The organism is Bifidobacterium adolescentis ATCC 15703, from assembly GCF_000010425.1.
Classification (GTDB): Bacteria; Actinomycetota; Actinomycetes; order Actinomycetales; family Bifidobacteriaceae; genus Bifidobacterium; species Bifidobacterium adolescentis.
On the sequence record NC_008618.1, the window covers coordinates 1,147,271 to 1,170,849 of the forward strand.

Below are 23,579 nucleotides of genomic sequence, written 5' to 3' on the forward strand. Positions count from 1 at the left end.
ATTCGATCAGCTTTCGTAGTCAGCGTTGATGTGTACGTATTCGTGGGTCAGATCGTCGGTCCAGACGGTCGCTTCCGCTTCTCCGGCGTTCAGGTCGATGTCGATGTGCACCTCGCGTGGGGTCATGTCCACTTCGGAGCGGTCGCGTCCGGCTCCGCCGTTTTCGCAGATGCGTACGCCGTTGACGTCCACCGTGACCTTTTCGGAATCGTATGGTGCGACGTCGGACGGCACGGTGCCGAGGGAGCTGACGATACGGCCCCAGTTCGGATCGTTGCCGGAGATGGCGCATTTGAGCAGATTGGACGCTGCGACCGCGCGGCCGCATGCCAGAGCGGCTTCTTCGGTGGTCGCGCCGGTAACTTTGACACGGATGTCATGGCTTGCGCCTTCGCCGTCGCCGATGATCTGGCGGGCGAGCGAGGCGGTGGCCTTGGCCACGAGCTCGTTGAACTCGTCCGGTTCCGGTTCGATGCCGGACGCGCCGGAAGCCAGCAGCAGCACGGTGTCGTTGGTGGACATGCAGCCGTCCACGTCGATGCGGTTGAACGACATTTCGACTCCGGCGTTCAAGGCGGCTTGAAGCTGTCCGGCGGTCACGACGGCATCGGTGGTGATGACGCACAGCATGGTGGCCAGCTGCGGGGCGATCATGCCGGAACCCTTGACCATGCCACCGATACGGAAGCCGTTGGAACCTTCCAGCTCGACGGTTTTCGGCTTGGTGTCGGTGGTCATGATGGCGTGCGACGCATCGGCTCCGGCTTCGGCGGTATCGGCAAGGGTTTCAAATGCCTTGTCCGCGCCGGACAGCACGTTGTCGAGCGGCAGCAATTCGCCGATGAGACCAGTGGAACATACGGCCACGTCTTCGGCTTTGGCGCCGATGAGGCCGGCGACCTTTTCAGCGGTGGCCTTGGACTGCTCGTATCCTGGCTTGCCGGTGCATGCGTTGGCGCCGCCGGAGTTCAGAATCACGGCCTTCGCATGGCCGTCGGATACGATGTTCCTCGACCACTGCACAGGAGCCGCGCAGAAACGGTTCGAGGTGAACACGCCGGCAGCGGCGTCAAGCGGTCCATTGTTGACCACGAGAGCCAGATCCTTCTTGCCTTCGACCGCGGAAATGCCAGCTGCCACGCCAGCTGCGGAAAAACCTTGTGCGAACGTTACGCTCACGGTGCCACTCCAATCTTCGTCAATCCTGCATCCTCAGGAAGTCCCAATGCCACATTCAGCGATTGCACGGCCTGTCCGGCGGTTCCTCGGTTGAGGTTGTCGATGGCCGCGAATGCCAGCAGGCGGCCGGCATGATGGTCGACGACCACTTGAATGTGGGCCGCGTTAGAACCGATGATGTTGGCGGTGGCCGGCATTACGCCTTCAGGCAGCACCACCATGAAATCCTGGCCTTCGTATGCGTCCAGCCAGACCTGGCGGATCTCGGCATCCGTCATGCCAAGCGCTTTGTCGGTGAGTTTGGCGGAAACGGTGGCGAGAATGCCACGCGCCATCGGCGCGAGAATCGGCGTGAAGGCGAGGGTGTAATCGTCCGCCTCCGCAGCACTCTTGCCGGCCGCGTGCGCGAAGTTCTGCAGGATCTCCGGAATGTGGCGGTGCGTACCGCCTACCGAATACGGCAGTGCGGAGCCGAACGCCTCAGCCGCAAGCAGATTGGTGCGCTTGAGGTTCTTGCCGGCGCCGGAATAACCGACCACCAAATCAGCCACGATGTCTTTCGGTTCGACAAGACCCTGCGCAATGCCCGGTTGCAAAGCCAGCGTGGTCGCAGTGACGTTGCAGCCCGGTCCCGCAATGCGCTTGGTGCCGGGAAGCGCTTCACGCTGACGGCTGTAGGAGCCGTCTGTCTCGATGCCGGTGATGAGTTCCGGCATGCCGTAGGTCCAATGCTGGTAGAAGTCACCGCCGTAGAACGCGTCCCATGCGCTCTTCTCCTCAAGGCGGTGATCGGCACCCAGATCCACCACCACTGCGTTCGGATCAAGCTGGGAGGCCAATGCTCCGGAAGCGCCGTGCGGCAATGCCAGGATGATTACGTCATGGCCGTTGAGCACTTCCGGCGTGGTGTCCTCGACCACGAGGTCCGCCAACTGCGGAATGTGCGGCATATGCTTGCCAAGCTTGTCCCCCACCGAAGAATGTCCGGCGACGCAGGTCACTTCGAAATTCGGGTGTGCCGCGAGTATGCGCAGCGCCTCACCACCCGCGTATCCAGTCGCGCCGGCCACGGCTACCGTGTATTTGGCCATGTCACGTCTCTTTTCCTTGACTCGTTGAAACACATTCAGCATACACTTTATGCACTACATTGCATAATTATGCAGTTCAATCGTGTCGGATAGTGGTCACCGCCCGTAACGGGACCGTTCAGACGAACATAAAAAGATTGGTTTCAGGCGGAAATCGAGCTGGAATCACCACTTTGGCCACTGCCACCGAACATGTACTGCATCATCTGGTTATACAAATCGGCTGTGGAAATGCCGTGAACCGTCATCCAAATCACCGCAATGGTGTACAGCACGTTGATAATCAGCGCTGCCACGCCAAGCGCGTAGCCTTTCATATGCAGTTTTTTGGTACGCCACATGGCGATGGCGCCCATCACCGCAGGGATGACCGGTACCGGCAGGAATAGTGCGAACACGAACGAGATGATCGCATAGCTATCCCAATGGCCGTACAGGGGGTTCTGGCTGGGATCATTCGGGTTGATGGGATATATGCCGGGCTGTTGGTATGGATTCGGCCCATACTGGTTTGGCCCGTATTGATTTGGTCCATACTGATAGCCATTGGGCTGGCCTGATTGCTGCCGTCCCGATGCATCATATGGATTCGCCGGATACCCGTTCTGCATATACGGATTCGTCTGCGGCTGCTGCGCCGTTTGTTGTGCATCGTCCGCCGGCTTGGGCTGTTCGGGAGCCCCATACATGTATGGATTGTAGTTCGCCGGATACTGGTTGGACATCGCGCCATATTCAGGCTGGTTGTACTGTCCGAATTCCGGCTGTGCCGACTGGTCCGACGACGAAGACGACGAAACCGGAGCAGCCCCGGCCGCCTCCTGCCCTTCGTCGGGGTTGATCGGCTGGTTCTGCTCCGGTTCGTTCATGTCGTCCTCTTTATCTTTTTGGTTACTTCGATGGACTTGACGTGTCAGGCACGCAGTTGCGCGCCCAGCTTCGCGGCCGCATCCACGATGCGCTTGCGAACGGCTTCGCTGTCCTCGGAGGTCAGCGTCTTGTCCTCAGCGCGGAACGTGACGGCGTATGCGAGGGACTTCAATCCCTCACCCAGCTGGTCGCCGGTGTACACGTCGAACAGGTCGATGCTCTCCAAGCTGTTGCCGGCGGCTTCGACGATGGTCTTCTCGAGTTCGGCGGCGGTGACGTCCGTCGACACGGTGAAGGCCAGATCCTGCTTGACCGGCGGGAAGGTGGAAATCGGCTTGGCCTGCACCGGCTTGCCGCTCAAGGTGGCGAACAGCGCGGTCAGGTTCAGTTCGAACGCGGCGGAATGGGCCGGGAAGCCCAACGCCTCGTTGACATGCGGGTGAAGCTCGCCGACCATGCCGACGAACGTGTCACCTGCCATCACACGTGCCGCACGGCCCGGATGCCACTGCGCGGGTACGTCCTCAGCCTTCGGCTGGTCCAACGTGAGCTTTGCGCCGATGCGGTCGGAAATACGCTGCACGGCTTCAACTGCGTCAGACCAGTCCACGGCACGGCGATCGCCCATCCAGCCGGAGTCGACGGCGTTGCCGGTCAGAATGCCGGCGACGTGCATCGGCTGGTCCGGCAGGCCTGCGTCAAGCGCGGCCAACTGCTCGTCGGTCGGCTTGACGGCACCCGGCAATGCCGGAATCGCCGGAGCGTTCGGATCCCACAGGTAGACGTGTCCGATTTCGTACAGCGACACGTTTTCCACGCCACGGCGCAGGTTACGCTGCACGGTCTGCGCGAGGGTCGGGATGATGTCGCGACGCAGGAACGGGCGATCGCCGGCCAGTGGGTTGGCAATTTCGACGCTGACCTTCTTGGTGGCGTCGGCGTCAAGTGCGAAGTTCTTGTAGTCTTCGTCGCCCACGAACGGATAGCTCAGGGTCTCCACCATGCCGTATTCGGCGAGTTCGTCGGCCACCTGGCGCTTGCGCAGCTGCTCGGCGGTCAGTCCGACCTTGCCTTCGACCGGTGCCGGCGGCACGGTGACCGGAATCTCATCGTAGCCGACCAGACGGGCCACTTCCTCCACCAGATCGCACGGTTCGTTGAGGTCCGGACGCCAGCTCGGCGGAGTCACGGAGAACTCACCGTTGCCACCGCCGGCCACAGTGCAGCCGATATCGGTGAGAATGTCGCTGATGGTGTTCACGTCAGTGTCCAGTCCCGCCACGCGGGCCACTTCGGACGCCTTGAACAGAATCGGACGACGATTGCAGACGGTGTTGTAATCAGTCGGGTGCTCGCTCGGCTCGCCGTTGCCGTACTTGACCAGAAGCTCGGCGGCCATCTGGGCGGCAGCCGGCTGCAGCTGATCATCCACGCCACGCTCGAAACGACGGGACGCTTCGGACGGAATCTTGTGACGACGTGCGGAACGCGCGATCGACACCTGGTCGAAATGAGCGGATTCCAGCAGGATGTTCTTAGTTTCAGCAGTGACCTCGCCATACAGGCCACCCATCACGCCGGCTATGCCAAGCACACGGGAGCCACGCTCGCCGTTCGGCGAGTCGGTGATCAGCAGGTCCTCGACGCTCAGATCGTGGTCCTTGCCGTCCAATGTGGTGAGCTTCTCACCTTCGTTGGCGCGGCGCACGACGATCGGTCCTTCGATCTTGTCCAGATCGTAGGCGTGCATCGGCTGGCCGAGATCAAGCATCACGTAATTGGTGACGTCCACCGCCAAAGAGATGGAGCGCATGCCCGCGCGGATTAGGCGGCGGCGCATCCAGTTCGGCGTGTGGCTCGCCGGGTCGAAACCACGCACGGCGCGCGCGTAGTAGCGATCGCAGCCGACCACACCGTGAATCGGATTCTTGTCGTCGACGATCACTTCGATGTCGCTCTTGACACCTTCCGGCAGACCCTGAGTGACGGGCGCCTTCTTGCCGAGGGCGGTTGCCGGATCAGTGTAGACGGCGCCAGTGGAATGGTGGTATTCGCGGGCCACGCCACGGTAGGAGAACGCGTAGCCGCGATCCGGGGTGATGTTGATTTCCAGCAGCGGCTGGTCCAGGTGCAGCAGATGCATGGCGTCATCGCCCGGCTGGAGCTTTTCGTATTCCTCCGGGGTGAAGCCGTACTTGCGTAGCAGGATGATGCCGTCGTGGTTATCACCCAGACCAAGCTCGCGCTCGGAGGCGCACATGCCGTTGGAGATGTGGCCGTAGGTCTTGCGCGGTTCGATCTTGAAATCGCCTGGCAGCACGGCGCCCGGCAGGGTCACGACAACCTTCTCGCCGGCTGCCATGTTCGGAGCTCCGCAGATGATGCCGCGTGGCACCTTGTTGCCGTTTTCATCGGTCTCGTTGTATTCGTCGCCGACGTCCACGTGGCACCAGTTGATGATCTTGCCGTTCTTCTGCGGTTCCGGAGTGGCGTCGACCACATAGCCGACGACAATCGGGCCGGTGACCTGGGAGGTGTGGATCTCTTCCTCTTCGAGGCCGACCTTCACCAGATCCTTGGCAAGCTGTTCGTACGTAAGGCCTTCCGGAACCTCGACATGGTCCTTGAGCCAATCAATGTCAACCATTGGCATGGGTCAATCACTCCCCCATCACAAACTGTTCGCTGAATCGCACGTCGCCTTCCACCAGGTCGTGCATGTCGTTGATGTCGTGGCGCAGCAGCAGGGTACGCTCCACGCCGACGCCGAAGGCGAAGCCGGTGTAGACCTCAGGATCGAGGCCCGCAGACTTCAGCACGTTCGGGTTGACCATGCCGCAGCCGCCCCATTCAAGCCAACCGGCGCCGCCCTTCTTATCGGGGAACCACAGGTCGAGCTCGGCGCTCGGCTCGGTGAACGGGAAGTAGCTCGGACGCAGACGGGTTTTGGCTTCCGGGCCGAACATGGCCACGGCAAGCTTGTCGAGCACGCCCTTCAAATCGGCCATGGTCAGATGCTTGTCCACGGCGAGGGCCTCCACCTGATGGAACACCGGGGTGTGGGTGGCGTCAAGTTCGTCGGTACGGAACACACGGCCCGGGCAGGCGATGTACAGCGGCACGCCACGGGTGATGAGTCCACGGACCTGATCGGACGAGGTCTGGGTGCGCAGCACCATGTTGGAGCCGACAAAGCCCGCGGCGTCCTTGGCCTGATTGCCCTTGACGTAGAAGGTGTCCTGCATCTGGCGGGCCGGATGGTCCGGACCGAAGTTCAGCGCGTCGAAGTCATACCATTCGGTTTCCACTTCCGGACCGTCGGAAATCTGCCAGCCCATGGAGATAAAGAAGTCCTCGACATCCTCCATCAGCTTCGGCAGCGGATGGCGGGCGCCAAGCGGCTTGCGGTTGACCGGCAAGGTCATATCCACGGTTTCGGCAGCAAGCTCGCGGGCCTCTTCTTCGGCCTTGACTTGCTTTTCCTTGGTGCCGAACGCACGACCGAAGTCGGCGCGAAGCTTGCCCATGAGCTTACCGGCGTCTTTCTTCTGGTCCTTCGGCAACGCGCCGATGGCCTTGCTGGCCTGCGTCATCGCGGATTCCGCTCCGGCGTACTGCGTCTTGATGGCTTTCAATTCCTCCATTGTGGAGGCGTTTTCGATTTTCGCGATGCCCTCGGCAACCGCATCGGTTACCGCTTGGGCGTCGAATACCGCACCCTCTGCCACGAGATACCTTTCTTATCAACCGTTTGTTTTACGCATAAAACGCGCAATTCCAACGTTTTTACGACTTCACATTCTTTCAACATGACTCGACATAGCCAAGCTCAGCAGCATCACCGCCGCACTGGTGCCGAGATTGAGCGATTCCGCCTTGCCGTAGATGGGAATCGACACGATTCTGTCGACGCGTTCCAACACATCCTGGGTCAGCCCGCGCGCCTCGTTGCCGAACAGCACCGTCTTGGCTTGCGCAAGTGATTGCGGTACGGCAAGCACGTCCGTAAGCGGTTCCGGCGGCCGTGCATCGGTACCATACACGTCGGCGGCGTACACGGCGAGTCCACGTTCCGCACACCAATCGAAATACTCGTCCGTACCCATGGAGACGACCGGCAGATGGAACAGCGAGCCAGCAGTGGAACGAATCACCTTCGGGTTGAAGATGTCCACGCAGTCGTCCACCAGCACCACGCCCGCGCAACCGGCCGCATCCGCGGAACGAATCACGGTGCCGGCGTTGCCCGGATCGCGCACCTGCCAGAACGCGGCGACCATCGTGCGTTCGTCGAAATCGCCATCAATGACGGCGGAATCGAGGAAAGCGCGCATGTCGGCGACGGCGAGCACTCCCTGCGCGTCGGAGCTCATGTGCTGCATGACGGCATGCGTCACCTTATGCACGTAAGCACCGGCCTGCATGGCCTTGCCGGCCATCTGCGCCACGGTAGGCGTGATGAAAGCCGCGTCCGGCTCGGCAGAGACGACCTCCACATACAGATCCTCGACGATGTCGGGATGCCAGGAGAGCAGTTCACGTACCGACTGCGGTCCTTCCACCATGAACCTGCCGGACCGCTTGCGGCCTTTCCTGTCGGCAAGTTCGGAGACCCTGCGGACGCGTTCGGCCCTTGGGTTTGCAATGACTTCGGATTTCATAGGCATACGCGTTAGCCTAACACCTTCGAAGCGGTTGGCGACGCGGCCATGTCATGTTTCGAGGCGTCCAGAAAACATCCAGCCACATCCCAGCGCGAACAAAGCGTCTTTCTGTTGTATGCCAAGATACAACTTTTACCATCAGCATAAACGCCGATCGCGAGCGGCGCGGAACCATCAATCGCTCATATCTATCGAAACACATAAGGAAACAGCCATGTTCGTCGTCAAAAACGCATGGAAAAGCGTCACCCGCAACAAGGGACGCAATATGCTCATCATCGTCATCGTGACCATCATCGCCGCTGCCGCCACAATCGGCCTATCCATCCGGCAGGCGGCCGCCACCGCAAGAAGCAGCGGATTAGATAACACCACCGTCACCGCGCAGATCAGCCTTGATCGCGGCAAACTCATTTCCGAATCGCGCGAGCAGTCCAAGTCGGATTCCGATTCGTCCGATGCTTCCGCCAAACCTGACTTCGACGCCATGCGTTCCGCTTTGGCCGACAAGCAGTTTTCGCTTGCCGACTATCAGAAGTACGCGAAGGCTTCATCCGCGGTGAAATCCACATATTATATGGAGACCACGGGGTTGGCGGCGACCGACGATTTCCAGCCGGTCACCGATTCGTCCGGTTCGGATTCCTCCAGCTCGTCCGGCTCGTCCAATATGAAGGATTCGTCTGATACCGCCGGTACGGATAACGGCAACCGTCAGGATGAACAGCCCGGCGTCCCCGACGGACAAATGGGCGACGTCGCGGGCAGCAAAGACGGCGCGGGCATGGTCAGCGGCGATTTCTCCCTAATCGGCTTCTCCAGCGACGAGGCCATCGCCAACGCCTCCAATGGCAGCTTCACCATGGTGAAGGGCAAGGTGTTCGGCTATGACGCGAGCAGTGATGGCGATGCCATCATCTCCAAATCGCTCGCCGACCGTTCCTGACAATCCAATCGCACGTTTTTTCTGGAAAGGACCTCCCATGACAACGAATTCCGCGGATACCGCCAATACGGCAATCGCAAAAGAAGCCGTCGAGACCAACGGCGCACAATCGCAGCAGACCGGCCCGCCTACGCTGCAGCTGGATAACGTCAGTTATGCCTACACCAAAGGCGGCAAACGCGTGCTGAAAAACATCAGCCACGATTTCCAAGCCGGCAAAGTGCATGCCATCACCGGACCGTCCGGAGCAGGCAAAACCACGCTGCTATCACTGATCTCGGGACTGGCGAATCCCACGGAAGGGATGGTGCTGGTCGACGGCACCGACCTGTCGGAACGAGACCGATACCGTTTTCGCAGCCATGACAGCGGCGTGATCTTCCAAAGCTTCAACCTGCTGCCGAACCTTACGGTGGCGGAGAACATCATCCTGTCGATGGACGCGTCCGGCAAATCGTTCGACAAGCCGAAGAAAGCAATCGTCGAAGAATTGCTCAAACAGGTGCATCTGCCGAAGGAATACGCGAACGAGCGGATTCTGCACCTGTCCGGCGGCGAACAGCAGCGTGTGGCGATCGCCCGCGCGCTAAGCTACGGCCCTTCCATCATCGTCGCTGACGAGCCGACCGGCAATCTCGACCTGGCCACCCAGGACGACATCATGGGTATTTCCCGAACGTTGGCGCATGATGGGCATCGTTGCGTCATCATCGTCACGCACAGTCCGGAAGTGGCGAAGACGTCCGACGAGGTGTTCGAGCTGGCTCCCATCAGGCGTCGCAGATAAGCGTCGGCAGCTTCTCGAAAAGAAATACGGCATGCGTCCCCATGCAACGGACACGCATGCCGTATTTTTTCCTGTTTCGGTTGGACGGTGGCGTTATGATTGGGCGCGTCGAAGTACAGGGGTGCCGAATACGGCTGAGACGGGCGACCGCCCGGACCCTTGACCTGATCAAGGTAATGCTTGCGTAGGAACAGTACCGGCAAAACGCGTCGCGTCCCGTAGAGACGATCTCCGTTGTATTTCGGCTTGTGCACATACCCAATGGAAGTCGAGAAGGGACACCATGGCCAACGAAAAGCCATCGACACAGACGCAGCCGCACGGCGATGCCGCAACCAGAAAGAAAACCGAAACGAGCGTGGCGGAAGCCGGTTCGTCAGCCGAAAAGAAGGTCACGCCGAAGAACGCCCTGCTGGGATTGCAGCATGTGCTCGTATCAAACGTGTGGCTTGATCCGGTGTTCGTGGCGGGCGCCATCGGTCTGCCGTTGGCATTGTCGTCGAACATGGTGAACGCCATTTTCATCGTCTCCGGCCTGGTCACGCTTATCCAGGCCACGAAACTGGTGCGCCTGCCCATCGTTCAGGGTCCTTCCGCGGCGTTCGACGCGCTGATGATCGCCGCCGGCACCGCCGGATCACTTGCCGCGGCCGGCACGTCCATCTTCATCAGCTCGCTGATTTTCCTGGTGCTGTGCCTGACGCGTGTGATCGAGAAGCTGCGGTTCCTGTTCGCCCCGATCGTATCGGGCGTGATCATCTTCCTCGTCGGCGTCTCCCTGTCGGGATTCACATTGAGCGAGTTCCTTGGCGGCGCGCCGGGAGACAAGGGCTCCGCCGATCCGAAGACGCTGGCCGTCTCCATCATCACCTGCGTGCTGGTGGTGGTGCTTTCCCAGTTCGGCAAGGGCATGGTGAAGGCGCTGTCGTATCTGATCGCACTGGTCGTGGGCACCGCGCTGTCTCTGGCGTTCGGCATGGCCGACTTCTCCGCGGTGGCCTCCAAGCCGTGGCTCGGCCTGCCCAAGTTCATGCCGTATGGCGGTTTCGATTTCAACGCGGCGATTTTCGTACCGTTCTTCATCGCCTATCTGGTGGCCATCATGGAAGCCCTCGGCGTGTATCAGGCGGCCACGGAGATCCAAGGCACGAAGCTCCAGGACCGCCAGGTGCGTTACGGTCTTGCCGGAGAGGCCGCCGGTTCGGCGATCTCCTCGCTGATCGGCGGTTTCACCACCACCGCGTATCCGCAGAACGTGGCGCTGCTCAAAGTCACCGACGAAGGCAAGACCCGCACCCGCGTGCCGGTGATCATTGCCGGCGTGGTGTTCGTGGTGCTTGGTTTCATTCCGAAGGCGGGCGCAGTGCTGTCGCTCATCCCATCTCCCGTGATCGGCGCCATCTTCCTGCCGGCCGCCGCAAGCCTCATCAGCACCGGCTTCAACACGCTGCGCAAGGTGGAAAGCGACGACCGCACCCAAGTGGTGATCGGCCTTTCCCTGCTGCTTGGCATCGCCCTGCCGAACGCGTTGAGTGGTCTTGAAGGAGGAGCGCACGTGTTCTTCTCGAATTCGATTCTGGTCGGCGCGTTCAGCGTCGTGATTCTCAAGGCCCTCATCATCGACCTGCCGAACTTTATCGCACAACACGCAGACGAGCGGACGAAACAAGCGGAATAATCGAAAGCATCCGAATAATCCGACAACCATACGACGGAAAGGACATGGCATGAGCATGGGGCAATCGCAGGAATCCACGAACATCGACGAGACGAAGGAAACCATCAAACGGGAGGTGCTCGACTTCATCGCACAATACGGCTGCGGCAAGGCGCCCGATGAGGCGTTCGACACGCTGGCGAAGCATATCTTCGCCTTTCAATTCGAGCACAACCTCCCATACCGCGCCTACTGCATGTCCAAACGCGTGACGCCGCAGACGCTCGCCAACTGGATGCAGATTCCCCCCATGCCGGTGGACGGCTTCAAAATGCTGACGCTCACCTCCGTGCCCGAACAGGATTGCGAAGCGGTGTTCACCACCAGCGGTACCACGCATCCCGGTCAACGCGGGCGCAACTTCCACCCCGACCTGCAAGTGTGGGACGAGTCGATGATCGTGCCGTTCAGGCATTTCATCATGCCCGACCGCGAGCGCATCCGCATCGCAGTCCTCTCCCCCGCATGGGACATGAACGAGCATTCGTCGCTGTCCCGATATCTGACCCGCGCCGTGGAGCAGTGCGGCGCCGAAGGCAGCGGCTTCTTCTTCCATGAGGATGGCCTTGATTTCACAGGTGTCGAGCGCTTCCTCGACGAGGCCGCGACCGACGGCGAACCGGTGATGCTTATGGGCGCCTCCTCCGCCTACCTGTATCTGCTGGATTATCTGGACAAGCAGGGCAAGACCTACGCTCTGGCCGCCGATTCCCGCGTGTTCGATACGGGCGGTTTCAAAAGCACGCGCACCGACATGACGGTCGACGACCTGTATGCGGCGTTCGAACGAGTGTTCGGCGTGAAGCGCTCGCATTGCGTGAACATGTATGGCATGACGGAGTTGAGTTCGCAGATCTACGATCAGAACATCCTGTCCTATTACACGGATGGTTCGTCGAATTATCTCAAAGCCACGCCGTCGTGGGTGCGTTCGGTGTTCCTCGATCCGGCTTCGCTTACGCCGGTCGCCGATGGCGAGCAGGGTGTGATCGCGCATTACGATCTGGCGAATTGGAATTCGTGCCTGGCTATTCTGACGGAGGATCTGGGTGTGCGCACCGAACATGGCTATGTGCTGAACGGTCGTGCGAAAGGCGCCGAGGCGCGTGGCTGTTCGATCACCGTCGACGAGGTGATGGCGGCCAACGCATGAGCGACGTCGACATTTTCCACGCGCCGCGGGATTTCGAGTTCCATGATTTCGACACACGCAACGTCACGGCGTCCGATGGCGGCACGGCGACGTTGTGTTTCCCCCGTCTCGACGCCGATGCCGTGCATGCGCTGGCGGCGTCGGTGCGGCGGCATCGCGCCGAGAAACTGGCGCGGTATTCCACGGACGGGATCGTCGACGTGATCGCGCGCGCCGTAGAATTGTGGACGGATCCGGAATATCCGGAACGTCGGCTTGCGGAGCGGCTCATTCCCGCGGTCACCGGCTATGACGCGTCCATGGTGCGTATCGAATTGAAGCGGTACATGCGCATGTTCCGTCGGCGTGAGCTGCTGCGTTTCGTGGATGACGAGTTGAATTGCCCGCAGATGCTTGACGAGTATCGCCCGAACCGTTCGGGCGGATACACGCGGCTGTACGGTCCGGAATTGTCGTTCCACGTGTTTTCCAGCAATGTGCCGGGCATTCCCGTGTGGAGCATGACGATGGGTCTGCTGACGAAAAGCGCGATTCTCGGCAAATCGTCGTTCGACGAGCCGCTGATGCCGGTGCTGTTCGCCCGTTCCCTGGCAAGCGTCGACCCCGATATGGCGGACGCTTTGGCGATTGTGCCTTGGCGTGGCGGCACCGTGGATTTGGAGGATGCCGCGATTGGCGAGGCGGATGCGGTGGTCGCGTACGGTTCGTCGCACACCACCGAGGCGATTCGCCCGCGCGTACGTGCCGGAAAGCCTTTCCTCAGCTACGGCGCGAAAATCGGCTTCTCGCTGATCGGCCGCGAGGCGCTTCGCGCCGACCTGTATGCCGGCACCGTGCATCGTATGGCGATCGACGTGGCCACATACGACCAGCAAAGCTGTCTGGCGCCGCAAACCATGTTCGTGGAACGTGGCGGCGCGATGTCTCCGGCGCAGGTCGCCGAACTGCTTGCCAGCGAATTGGACGGGCAGCAGCGCAAATATCCCCGTTCCACACCGTCCGAAGAGGAGTCCATGGCGATTCAGCGGTTGCGTTCCACCGCGCAGATGAAAGCGCTGATGCTGGGCGCCGGCCCGATGGCCGCCGCGGCCGGCAACGCGGATGATGCGCCGTCCGACGACCCGTTCGTGGTGCAGTCGCGTTCGGGCACCGACTGGACGGTGCTGTACTATCCGTCCATCGGCATGGCCGACTCGCTGTCCACACCACTGAACCGCACCGTCAACATCGTGGCGGTGGACCATGTCGAGGACGCGCTGCCCACGCTGCGCCCTTACGCGCAATGGTTGCAGACCTGCGGTGTGGCGCTCGCTCCGGACCGGCTGTTCGACGTGGCGCAACGCGTCGGCGAGACCGGCATCGACCGCATCTGCCCGGTAGGCGAGATGAATCGCGCGAAATCCGGCTGGCATCACGACGGCGGCTTCAATCTGCTTGATCTGGTGCATGCCGTCGATATCGAACGTAACACCGATATGTACTGTGATGGTTTCGATATGGATGTCGAATAATCACATTCAAGCAATCCCACGAAATACGTATACCCAAAAACGAAAGGAATTTCCATGCAGCAGTCCGATTCTCTGCCGTTGAAGGGACGTGTCGCATTGGTGACTGGCGCGAGCCGCGGCATCGGCGCGGCGATCGCGTTACGTCTGGTTCGCGCCGGCGCATGCGTGGCTATTAACTACGTCAGCGATGACGAGCGTGCGAAGCGGTGTGCGCAACGCATTATGGACGATTGTGAGGCGGCCGGTCGTGTGATCACCTGCAAGGCCGATGTCACCGACGCCGGACAGGTGCACGACATGGTATCCACGGTGGTCGCAACGTTCGGCGGATTGGACATTCTCGTCAATAACGCATTCGCCCGTTATTCGTTCGACCCACGCAATCGCAAGACCTTCGGTACCATCGGATGGTCCGATTACGCGGCACAGCTAGAAGGATGCCTCAAAGGCGCATACAACACCTGCGAAGCAGCGCTGCCGCAGATGAGGCGTCAGACCGGAGGACGCGTTATCAACATCTCTAGTAACCTCGTCGACTCCCCGATTGTGCCGTATCATGACTACACCGCTGCGAAAGGTGCGTTGGTAGGTTTCACCAGATCATTGGCGCAGGAGGCTGGGGCATGGGGCGTGACCGTGAACGCCATCGCGGCCGGGCTCACCGTTGGCACCGAATCGAGCCGTGCCACCACCGAGGATGTACGCGAGCGTATCATCGCATCCACCCCGTTGGGCAGACTCGCCACCGCCGATGATATCGCCGGAGCCGTGGCTATGCTGGCCAGCGATGACGCATCATTCATCACTGGCCAGACACTGCACGTCGACGGGGGCTTGGTGATGCGTTAAAGCGTGGTTTTGACTTTGGTTTGTGGCGCCAGCATATTCGTCGGCAAAGAAGGATGGTTATGAATATCACCGTGTATCTCGGTGCGCATGAGGGAAACGATCCCATATACAAGAAAGCCGTTGAGGAATTGGGCATATGGATTGCGGACAATGGCAACAGGCTGGTGTATGGCGGCTCCGATGAAGGATTGATGGCCGTGATCGCCGACACCGTACTCGCCCATGACGGCGACGTGACCGGTATCGAGGCGCAGATGTTTGTGGACAGAGGCGTTGCACACCATAACCTAACCCAACTGGTTGTCGTGCCGAATATCGTGGAACGCCGGACCCGCATGATTGAGCTTGGCGACGTGTTCATCGCTTTCCCTGGCGGCACGGGAACGTTGGAGGAAATCAGTGAGGTGGTGTCGAAAATTTGTCTTGACCAACTGACCCAACCCTGCATCTTCTATAATCTCAACGGCTTTTATGATGATATGAAGGCATTCCTACAGCACATGATCGATGCGGGCTTCTCCACCGCAGAACGTCAGCATGGTATCTATTTCGCGTCTAATCTGACCGAAATCGAACGCGTCATTGCAGCGCATAACGCATAGGAATCGGCAAACGTCAGACCACCGGCAGAACAGCGTGCAGAATCGTCATGAACGTCAGCCCGATAACGGCCGTGACGGTCAACGAGAAGCCTGCGAGTTTGGCGTTACCGGTCAGCGAATCAGTGAATTTTGTGGAGAAAATCGTTACCGGTGCGAATGCGGCCAGTACCATGATTTCTCGGACACGTTCATCCAACGGCAACAGGAACCATGCGGACAATGCGATGATGATGCTGAACAGGAATCGCCATGCGATAACTTTGCCTAGTTCCGAACGATCCTTATGACTGTCAGGGATCTCCATCATCAGGCCGATCATGGCCATTGCTGCGAAAGCGTTGGCGTTGGCGAACGGAGTGATGAGCGTGACGATCCAATGCGGCACACTCCATCCGGCGAACATGATCACCAGCATGAGCATATAGCAGTCGAACGAAATGGACGAGTAGAAATCGTGCGCGATATTCTTGATCTTCAGGCTCAATGGCAGGTTTTTGGTGGGGCTTCCCAAGTGCAGCAGCGAGCGGGTAATGGTCAGGGATGCGGCAGTGGCGATGATGGCGTTGCCTATATCGAGCATAATGACCGGCAGACCTGCGCTCGGTCCCATGAAGGTCTGCACCACCGGCAGACAAAACGCGCCGATATTCAATCCCGACGCGTTGAGCATTTGATAGGCACGGTAGCGTGGCTCGTCGCCACGTGAGCCGAAATACACGACGAACAGCGGAATAAGGCAGGCGAACAAGCCGAACACGACCAGCCACAACAGGTTCATCGGATGCTTATTCGTAGCGAAACTCATGATGATGGCGCATGGCAGGGTGAGGTTGAACACCAGCCCCTGCACCACTTTGTAGGATTTGTCAGAGAAGATATGGATGCGCTTAAGTAGATAGACGCTGATGATGACGAGCAGCAATGACCCAGCTTGGAACAACATACGGCCGAGTATAGGAGCATCGCCGACGCATCATGGAACCACCCGACACAATGTGACCGTACGACGCACAAAGATACTTGCATGTCCATGCCGCACGCCTCGAACTAAACGACTAGCTTAAAGCTTTACCGGAGAATCCCGAATAAACGCCGCGAGATAACGTATGACTCCCACACGAACCGTGACGGTTCGTATGGGAGTCATACGTTCAAAGCCACCGCATAAGTGACCTATAAGTGGCCTAAGCTATTCTGTCGAAATAAAAACGTAGTCGGCAGTAGGACTCAAGGGCGATGCGGCCGACCACCGTGCCGCGGCGGCACGGTGGTCGGAACCGGATGACGTACGCTAGTTACTCTCGGAGTCCGGAAACACGTCCCGCGTTCCTGAACTCCGAGACGAATGTCTCCTCCGTGATAATTTCGGTGACCAGTGCGGAAATCAGTTTGTACAACGTGTTCTCCGCAGGATCCGCGTCATCGTCGATGGCCAGATTGATTCCCTCCTTGTCCAGGAGGGCGAGGGATACCGACATCGCGGTGCGCTTGTTGCCATCCGCGAACGAGTGGTCCTTTGCAAGATGGAAGACGAAATGCGCCACCTGTCCGAACAGATCGGGAAGTAGCCCCGACCTCCAACGCACTTCGTTGGAAAACCGCCGTTTTTGGCTATTTTCCAACGAAATCGGCTCGTTTCGAGGATGAAACCGGAAGCCGTTTTCCTGCTATATCCGGCTATCTCCGGCAGACGTAAGTACACCAATAAGTACACCTGGCGGATGGCCGCATAGCGAAACGGCATGGACGAAACGGAACACATGCCGAGATACACGCTGACGTTGGTCGACTCGACCGGCGCCATGGAACCGCTGATACTCATGGACGACGACCTGAAGTCAATCGCCGCGAAGCTGGAAGGGAGGGTGTCGGCCAAGACGCGCGGGCGCCGGCCACGCGGCACCGGCGGCATATCGGCCACGCCGAAGGGCTACAGGGCGTACTCGACGGTGACCGACCCGCTGACGGGCAAGGACCACCGTGTGTCCGGCTTCGGACGCACACGCTCGCAGGCCGAGGCGCGACTCAAGGAGAAGCTGGCCGAGTTCGACCGCACCCACCGCGTCGGCTACGTCAGGCCGCCCACCGTGGCCGAATGGATGGACCACTGGCTGACGGACGTGTGCAAGCCGCGCCTCAAGCCCCGCACCTGGGGCACGTACGCGTCCGTCATCGCGAACAACATCGTCCCCTCCATCGGCGCCGTCAGGCTCGACGAGCTCAAGCCCGCGCACTTCCGCCGCATGGAACGCTACGTCATGGACGAGCAGGGCAAAAGCTCCGGCACCGCGGGCAGCGCGTGGCGCACCCTGCACAAGGCTCTGGAGGACGCCGTATTGGAGGGCGTCATCGAACGCAACCCCGCCGTCAAGGGCACCGCGCCCCGCGTGGCGTTGAAGGAACGCGCCGCCCTGACGCCCGAACAGGCCGCCGACCTCATCGCCGCGGAGACCGACGACACCTGGCGGCTCATGTGGATGCTGGCCTTCATGACCGGCATGCGCCAGGGCGAACGGCTGGGCCTGACCGAAGACGAACTCAGGCGCGACGGCGACCGGCTCATCATCCTGGTCGAATGGCAGGCCCAGCACTTGACGAAACGCGAGGTCGAGGGACTGCCCAAGGGCGTCGAATGCACGCCGCTCGGCAACGGCATGTACCGCACGCGCCCCAAGACCGAGAAGGGCCGCCGCGCCATACCATTGCCCGAGGCCCTCGCCGACCAGCTGCTCGCCTACATCGAACGCCACGGCGTGAACGGCGACGGGCTCGTGTTCCACGACGACCGGGGACTGCCCCTGACCGGCTGCGTGGAACGCAGGCGCTGGTACCGGGCCCTGGACCGCGTCGGCCTGGGCCACGAGTACGTGCCCCACTCCGCCCGCCACACCACCGCGACCATCCTGAACCGGCTCGGACTGGACGACGTGACCCGCACCGCCATCATGGGCCACAGCAGGGTCAGCACGACGAACGAGATCTACACGCACGTCGAGCTCGACCGGCTCGTCGCCGCCACCGACGGCGTGGAGAGGGCCATCGAGGGCTAGGCGCGAAAAGACCCGCGGCCTATTCGGCAAGGCCGTGGGCCATGGGCGCGGAATGGCATGGGGACTTTCATGATCTTCCGTCGCGCGCCGACCAACCGGGGATGACGCCGGATGCGGGTCTCAGACGAGCCGCAGCTCCTTGCCTCCGGGCAGGGAGGCGGTGACGTGCAATGTTCCGCCGATGCCTTCGAGATAGCGTTTCAGCGTGTCCACCTTGATATGGTCCACGTCGCCCGACTCGATGACGCTTATCCTCTTCTGGCTGACCCCCAGGGCCTGCGCCAATCGCTTCTGGGTGACGTGTTCGGCCTTGCGGGCCTCCTTGAGCTCGTAGAGCCGGATCTCCTCCAACATGCGCCGTTTCTCGGCCTCGACCTCGTCGCGGGTGATGCCGCTGTCGGCCATGAACCGCTCCGGTGTGTAGCTCATCGGTCCGTCTCCTTTCCGTACCGCTCCTCCAGCCATACGAGATAGCGCCGTTCGGCTTCAGGTATGGCCTTCCGATACCATTTGTCCCATTTCCGCTGCTTGTCTCCGCCCACCAACATGATCGCCTTCCGCTTCGGATCGAACACGAACAGTATGCGTATCTCGCTTCTACCGGAAGATCCGGGCCTGAGCTCCTTCATCGAGGGGATGAGGCTCGACCCTTTTATCTTGCCGACTATCGGACGTTTGAGGTCAGGCCCCTGCTCCTCCAACAATGACACGGCGGCGAGTATCTGCACCCGCGATTTATGGTCGAGCGTGTTCAGCCAATCGGCTATGGGTTCCAATTCAACTTTCCACACACCCGCAAATATACCATATAAGGTATGTCCCCGCAAATCGGCGAAACAGCAAGGGCATACCGCAAAAAACACGCGAGAACACATCGCCAAAGGCGACGCCCCACGCCCGAGGCCACATGGCATCCGGCACCGGCCCCGCGGACGACAAGGCATGACGGCATCACGGGCGAACGCATGGGAGAAAAGACCGAAACAACGCTAGAGTGGACGGCATGGGAGACTTCGCAATGTTCGGCCGCGCGATGGCGGACCGCCATGGCGTCGGCATCATCGTCAGCATCGACTACCACGGCGCCTCCTACGGCATACAGACGCCGCGACTGCTCTGCAAGCACCTGACCGCCGCCGAGGTCCACCCCGTACCCGCGGGACTGACACTGGCCCACCGGCTCGGCCCGGACGCCACGCCCGCGCGCCGGTTCGCCGCGACGGCCGTGGACGACGGCGCGTTCCAACGCCTGTTCGAGGCGTACAAACCCGACTCCGACGCGCCGGACCATCTCCTCCACCGGCAGACGCGGTACGCGTTCGCCCAAGCCGCCGAAACGCTCAACTGGCGGGGCATGGCCGACGCCATGGCCACGCTTCCCCGCGTCACGTCCCTGTCGCCGTCCGCCACGCTCTACGACTGGGCCATGGATGTGATGTCGGCCGCATGCGACGGCACGGCGATGCCGGAACGGCCGCACGGCTTGGACGCCGAACGCGCACGCGCCGAGAGGCGGTCGAAGGCCATCATGCCGACCACATTCGCGGCGCTCTGCGAACGCGAGCGGTTGGCGGCGTTCGCGGACGTGTGCCGCCAGTGGCGGGTTCTAGGCCAAGTCGTCGAGGCTCCGGCGGATGGACGCCACCACCGGGTCGGACAATGCGGTGCCGACGCCCGGCACGCTTCGCAACGATCCGATCCTGGCGAGCCGCATGCGCGCGTCGGCCGTCTCCACGGCGGACAACGGCCTGTGGAATCCGCGCTCCCATTGTCCGGCGAACATGTCCGGATCGGCGCCGTCGTACAGGACGCCGCCGTCGCGGTCGATCACGGTGAGCCTGTCGACCAGCAGCGACGCGGCGACGGCGCGGACCGTGGCGGGCAGGTTCGCCACCGCGTTGTCATGCGCCTCCGCGGGCGTCCAACGCGCCGGCAATCCGACCGAACGGTCCCGGTAGTAGCGTTCCAGCATCGCCAGCCGCGACAGGACCGGCGGCACGGCCAGCGCGGCCCCATACGCGAGACGTCCAGCGTCCAGCATGAATTGAACGGGAACGTGGAACGGAGCCAAACGCCCTCCTGCGTGCGAAGCCAGTCGACGGGACCGGCCTCGCGGTAGAAGCCCGGGTTGGAAGAGATATACGGTCTGGTTGGTTTTCTTTCGATGCCGTCGTCCATGCCGGCCTCCATGCGTTCCAGAAGACTTTCCCGTCGATGGCGCCCGGTCCCGCGACGCATAGCCACATGGCATGACAGATTCGAGGAAACCATCCACGGCCGGCCCCAAGGAGAAACCCTACGTGCCCATCGAGCACCGCCCGCTATTGGGCGTGTCCGAAGCGGCCGCCCTGACCGGACTGGGGACGAGAAGATCGTCCGCCAGGCCATACGCCAAGGCGAGCTCATCGCCTGCTACGCCCATTCGTCGACCAAACGCATCCGCCGGCGTGACCTCGACGACTGGATCTCATCCCTGCCCGAACGGCCCCAATAGACGGGCCCGACGGATACGACACGGCCCCCGCATGGCTCCTTCGAGTCGTGCGGGGGTCGTGTCTTTTCCGGACGTAAGTACACCTTAAGTACACCTAGTACCTATACTGAACCCTGAAACGTAGTCGGCAGTAGGGCTCAGGGGTTCCGACTATCAGATGTGGAAGTACAGCTCGTACTCCAGCGGGGTCGGGGCCAGACGAGCCTGGTCGATCTCGCCGCGCTTGATGCTGATCCAGGTGTCAATCAGGTCGTCGGTGAAGACGTCGCCTGCGGTGAGGAAGTCGTGATCTTCCTCAAGGGCGTCCATGGCCTCAGCCAGGGAGCTCGGAACCTGCTTGATGCCAGCGTGCTCTTCCGGCGGCAGCTCGTACAGGTCCTTGTCGACCGGTGCCGGAGGTTCGATGTGGTTCAGGATGCCGTCCAGGCCTGCCATCAGCTGTGCGGAGAAGGCGAGGAACGGGTTGCAGGACGGATCCGGAGCGCGGAACTCGATACGCTTCGCAGCCGGGGAGGTGCCGGCCAGCGGAATACGGATGGCGGCGGAGCGGTTACGAGCGGAGTACACCAGGTTGACCGGAGCCTCGAAGCCCGGGACCAGACGGTGGTAGGAGTTCAGAGACGGGTTGGTGAAGGCGAGCACAGAGGAAGAGTGCTTGATCAGGCCGCCGATGTACCAGCGGGCGAGGTCGGACAGACCGCCGTAGTTCTTCTCATCGTAGAACAGCGGCTTGCCGTCCTTCCACAGGGACTGGTGGCAGTGCATGCCGGTACCGTTGTCGCCTGCGATCGGCTTCGGCATGAAGGTGGCGGCCTTGCCAGCGAGGGCAGCGGTCTCGTGGACGACGTACTTGTACTTCATCAGGTCATCGCCTGCGTGCTGCAGGGAGTTGAAGCGGTAGTTGATCTCCTGCTGGCCAGCGCCTGCCACCTCGTGGTGGGAACGCTCGAGAATCAGGCCGACCTTCTGCAGGTTGGCGACCATGTCGTCGCGCAGGTCCTGGGTGTGGTCAATCGGCGGAACCGGGAAGTAGCCCTTCTTGACGCGGTTCTTGAAGGCGATGTTCGGGGTGCCGTCATCTTCGGTGTCAATGCCGGAGTTCCACGGAGCCTCGATGGAGTCCACCTCGTAGAAGGAGCGCTGCATGCTGTTCTCGAAACGTACCTTGTCGAAGATGAAGAACTCGGCTTCCGGAGCGAAGGAAGCGGTATCGGCGATGCCGGTGGACTTCAGGTAAGCCTCGGCCTTGCCGGCAACCTGACGCGGGTCGCGGGAGTACGGCTCGTCGGTCAGCGGGTCGACGATGGAGAATGCCACGTCGAGGGTCTTGTGCTTGCGGAACGGATCGATGAATGCGGTGGAAACGTCCGGCACCAGCTTCATATCGGACTCGTTGATGGCCTGGAAGCCTTCCACGGAGGAGCCATCGAACGGCATGCCGTCGGTGAAGGCGTCCTTCAGGAATTCGCTTGCCGGCACGGTGAAGTGCTGCTGAACACCGATCAGATCGGTGAAGCGAACGGAGACATACTCAATGCCTTCCTTGTTGATAAGGGCCTCAGCATCAGCCTTGGTTTCAAGTGCAGTCACGGGACCGCTCCTTTCGAATAAGTTACTTACAGGCTATTAGTCTATGGTCGCGAGTTTCGCTCACTCGCCATTTGGGTTACGAGAATGTTTCGTAATGACATATTCGAGGTGTGATTTCGCGGAAAATCACGATTCGATTGTTACGAACAGCCACGTCCGCCCCTTCAGAAGCGTTCATTTAATGGACAGGCAGCATGAAAAAGGTCCCGATCGTATGAATACGATCGGAACCTTCCGTGACATCATGCGGGTGCTATGACCGTCAGCGGCCGCGCATGGCGCGACGGCTGACGCGCTGCGGATGCATCGGGTCGACGCCCTTCGGCACGCTCATGCCGTTCTTCAGCTGCAGAGTGCGCAGACGCTCGTTGAGCACCGTGAGCTCGGTCTTGGTGAGCACGAAACGAGTCCTCGGATGGATGGCGGCCATCAGCTTGTTCTTGTGATGGGTCGGCTGGTAGCTCTTGAACTTGAGCAGCGTCTTGCGCACGTCCTTGAGGCGGGTCTGGTTTGCGCCGGTGCCGACGTACATACGGTAGACCGGGATTTCGGAGCCGGCGGTCACGCCCTTGATGCGCTGCTCCTGACGATCCATGGCTCGCTTGACGCGATTGTAATCGCCTTCGCCCAGCAGATAGATGCCGTTGTAACCGGTACCGCGCCAGATGGCGTCCTTGGTCTTCGGGTCAATCCACACCGGTTCCTGGGGGAAGTTGAAGCCGGCCTTGCTGATGTTGCCGAGCACGCTTACTGCGGCACCGGGACGACCTTCGATCTTGGCGTAGCCGACCTTGTCGGCACGCTTGGTGAGCATCATGGTGGCGAACAGCACGCCCAGCATGACGGCAAGAATCATGAACAGGATCCAGCTGAACACATGCCACTTGAATATGACGCCCAGTACGACGAACACGACAATCGGTGCCACGAACACGCCACCGCACAGCCACGGAAGCGCCTTATCCTCAGCTTGGGTGTATTTGAAGATCTGGATGATCTGGCTGATGGTGCCTTGCTTCTTCTGCTTCTTTTTCTCTGCTTTATCTGCCATCGACTTCCTCGCTTGACGGTTCGGT

General features: G+C 60.8%; 21 protein-coding genes and 1 riboswitch. Of the genes, 8 read left to right on the forward strand and 13 right to left on the reverse strand.

Going from position 1 to position 23,579, the window contains the following annotated elements; genetic code table 11:
* Positions 1 to 6: 6 nt before the first annotated feature.
* The 6 genes from argJ to BAD_RS04970 form a co-directional block, all read right to left on the reverse strand.
* Positions 7 to 1,179, reverse strand: coding sequence for a bifunctional glutamate N-acetyltransferase/amino-acid acetyltransferase ArgJ (argJ, locus tag BAD_RS04945; protein WP_011743281.1), 1,173 nt, complete (start codon positions 1,177 to 1,179; stop codon positions 7 to 9).
* Positions 1,176 to 2,270, reverse strand: a complete 1,095-nt coding sequence (argC, locus tag BAD_RS04950; protein WP_041777326.1) for an N-acetyl-gamma-glutamyl-phosphate reductase — start codon at positions 2,268 to 2,270, stop codon at positions 1,176 to 1,178. Before argC ends, argJ begins: the two co-directional genes overlap by 4 nt.
* Before the next feature lie 143 nt (positions 2,271 to 2,413).
* Entirely contained in the window at positions 2,414 to 3,139 is a 726-nt protein-coding gene (locus BAD_RS04955) for a DUF4190 domain-containing protein (protein WP_021913349.1), read from the reverse strand.
* 44 nt (positions 3,140 to 3,183) lie between these two features.
* Complete coding sequence (gene pheT, locus BAD_RS04960) at positions 3,184 to 5,793, reverse strand: phenylalanine--tRNA ligase subunit beta (protein WP_113736403.1); 2,610 nt, start codon at positions 5,791 to 5,793, stop codon at positions 3,184 to 3,186.
* A gap of 7 nt (positions 5,794 to 5,800) precedes the next feature.
* Entirely contained in the window at positions 5,801 to 6,868 is a 1,068-nt protein-coding gene (pheS, locus tag BAD_RS04965) for a phenylalanine--tRNA ligase subunit alpha (RefSeq protein WP_003810298.1), read from the reverse strand.
* A 66-nt stretch (positions 6,869 to 6,934) separates the two neighbouring features.
* Positions 6,935 to 7,807 (reverse strand): TrmH family RNA methyltransferase, encoded by an 873-nt coding sequence (locus BAD_RS04970; RefSeq protein WP_011743285.1) that lies wholly within the window; start codon positions 7,805 to 7,807, stop codon positions 6,935 to 6,937.
* Between the two features lie 211 nt (positions 7,808 to 8,018).
* On the opposite strand from BAD_RS04970, the gene BAD_RS04975 reads away from it, so the two are divergent.
* The 7 genes from BAD_RS04975 (at position 8,019) to BAD_RS05005 (ending at position 15,369) form a co-directional block, all read left to right on the forward strand.
* A complete protein-coding gene (locus tag BAD_RS04975; protein WP_011743286.1) occupies positions 8,019 to 8,750 on the forward strand; it encodes a hypothetical protein in 732 nt (243 codons plus the stop codon).
* Between the two features lie 37 nt (positions 8,751 to 8,787).
* Positions 8,788 to 9,537, forward strand: a complete 750-nt coding sequence (locus BAD_RS04980) for an ABC transporter ATP-binding protein (protein WP_231836936.1) — start codon at positions 8,788 to 8,790, stop codon at positions 9,535 to 9,537.
* Between the two features lie 107 nt (positions 9,538 to 9,644).
* A riboswitch (TPP riboswitch) is annotated at positions 9,645 to 9,747 on the forward strand.
* A gap of 73 nt (positions 9,748 to 9,820) precedes the next feature.
* Positions 9,821 to 11,215, forward strand: a complete 1,395-nt coding sequence (locus tag BAD_RS04985; RefSeq protein WP_011743288.1) for a solute carrier family 23 protein — start codon at positions 9,821 to 9,823, stop codon at positions 11,213 to 11,215.
* Between the two features lie 49 nt (positions 11,216 to 11,264).
* The gene (locus BAD_RS04990) at positions 11,265 to 12,407 is read left to right on the forward strand and encodes a coenzyme F390 synthetase (protein ID WP_011743289.1); all 1,143 of its coding nucleotides are present in this window, start codon (positions 11,265 to 11,267) and stop codon (positions 12,405 to 12,407) included.
* A complete protein-coding gene (locus BAD_RS04995) occupies positions 12,404 to 13,918 on the forward strand; it encodes an acyl-CoA reductase (RefSeq protein WP_011743290.1) in 1,515 nt (504 codons plus the stop codon). Before BAD_RS04990 ends, BAD_RS04995 begins: the two co-directional genes overlap by 4 nt.
* Positions 13,919 to 13,972: 54 nt before the next feature.
* Complete coding sequence (locus BAD_RS05000) at positions 13,973 to 14,767, forward strand: SDR family oxidoreductase (protein ID WP_011743291.1); 795 nt, start codon at positions 13,973 to 13,975, stop codon at positions 14,765 to 14,767.
* Positions 14,768 to 14,826: 59 nt separating this feature from the next.
* Positions 14,827 to 15,369 (forward strand): TIGR00730 family Rossman fold protein, encoded by a 543-nt coding sequence (locus BAD_RS05005; protein ID WP_041777327.1) that lies wholly within the window; start codon positions 14,827 to 14,829, stop codon positions 15,367 to 15,369.
* 13 nt (positions 15,370 to 15,382) lie between these two features.
* Here BAD_RS05005 and BAD_RS05010 read toward each other — a convergent pair whose 3' ends face one another.
* Positions 15,383 to 16,312, reverse strand: a complete 930-nt coding sequence (locus BAD_RS05010; protein WP_011743293.1) for an AEC family transporter — start codon at positions 16,310 to 16,312, stop codon at positions 15,383 to 15,385.
* A gap of 352 nt (positions 16,313 to 16,664) precedes the next feature.
* The gene (locus BAD_RS05015; protein ID WP_217268744.1) at positions 16,665 to 16,991 is read right to left on the reverse strand and encodes a Fic family protein; all 327 of its coding nucleotides are present in this window, start codon (positions 16,989 to 16,991) and stop codon (positions 16,665 to 16,667) included.
* A 120-nt stretch (positions 16,992 to 17,111) separates the two neighbouring features.
* Between BAD_RS05015 and BAD_RS05020 the strand changes: the two genes are divergently transcribed.
* Positions 17,112 to 18,419, forward strand: coding sequence for a tyrosine-type recombinase/integrase (locus BAD_RS05020; protein ID WP_011743295.1), 1,308 nt, complete (start codon positions 17,112 to 17,114; stop codon positions 18,417 to 18,419).
* A gap of 120 nt (positions 18,420 to 18,539) precedes the next feature.
* Here BAD_RS05020 and BAD_RS05025 read toward each other — a convergent pair whose 3' ends face one another.
* The 5 genes from BAD_RS05025 to BAD_RS05045 all read right to left on the reverse strand — a co-directional run bounded on the left by BAD_RS05025 (position 18,540) and on the right by BAD_RS05045 (position 23,554).
* Positions 18,540 to 18,848: a helix-turn-helix domain-containing protein gene (locus BAD_RS05025; protein ID WP_041777329.1), complete on the reverse strand. Its 309-nt coding sequence runs from the start codon at positions 18,846 to 18,848 to the stop codon at positions 18,540 to 18,542.
* On the reverse strand, positions 18,845 to 19,210 hold the full coding sequence (locus BAD_RS05030) for a type II toxin-antitoxin system RelE/ParE family toxin (RefSeq protein WP_041777330.1): 366 nt from the start codon (positions 19,208 to 19,210) through the stop codon (positions 18,845 to 18,847). The genes BAD_RS05025 and BAD_RS05030 overlap by 4 nt, the downstream gene beginning before the upstream one ends.
* Before the next feature lie 815 nt (positions 19,211 to 20,025).
* A complete protein-coding gene (locus BAD_RS09275; protein ID WP_231836948.1) occupies positions 20,026 to 20,460 on the reverse strand; it encodes a zeta toxin family protein in 435 nt (144 codons plus the stop codon).
* 606 nt (positions 20,461 to 21,066) lie between these two features.
* Entirely contained in the window at positions 21,067 to 22,503 is a 1,437-nt protein-coding gene (glnA, locus tag BAD_RS05040; protein ID WP_003810315.1) for a type I glutamate--ammonia ligase, read from the reverse strand.
* Between the two features lie 262 nt (positions 22,504 to 22,765).
* On the reverse strand, positions 22,766 to 23,554 hold the full coding sequence (locus BAD_RS05045; RefSeq protein WP_003810317.1) for a DUF4191 domain-containing protein: 789 nt from the start codon (positions 23,552 to 23,554) through the stop codon (positions 22,766 to 22,768).
* Between the last annotated feature and the right edge of the window lie 25 nt (positions 23,555 to 23,579).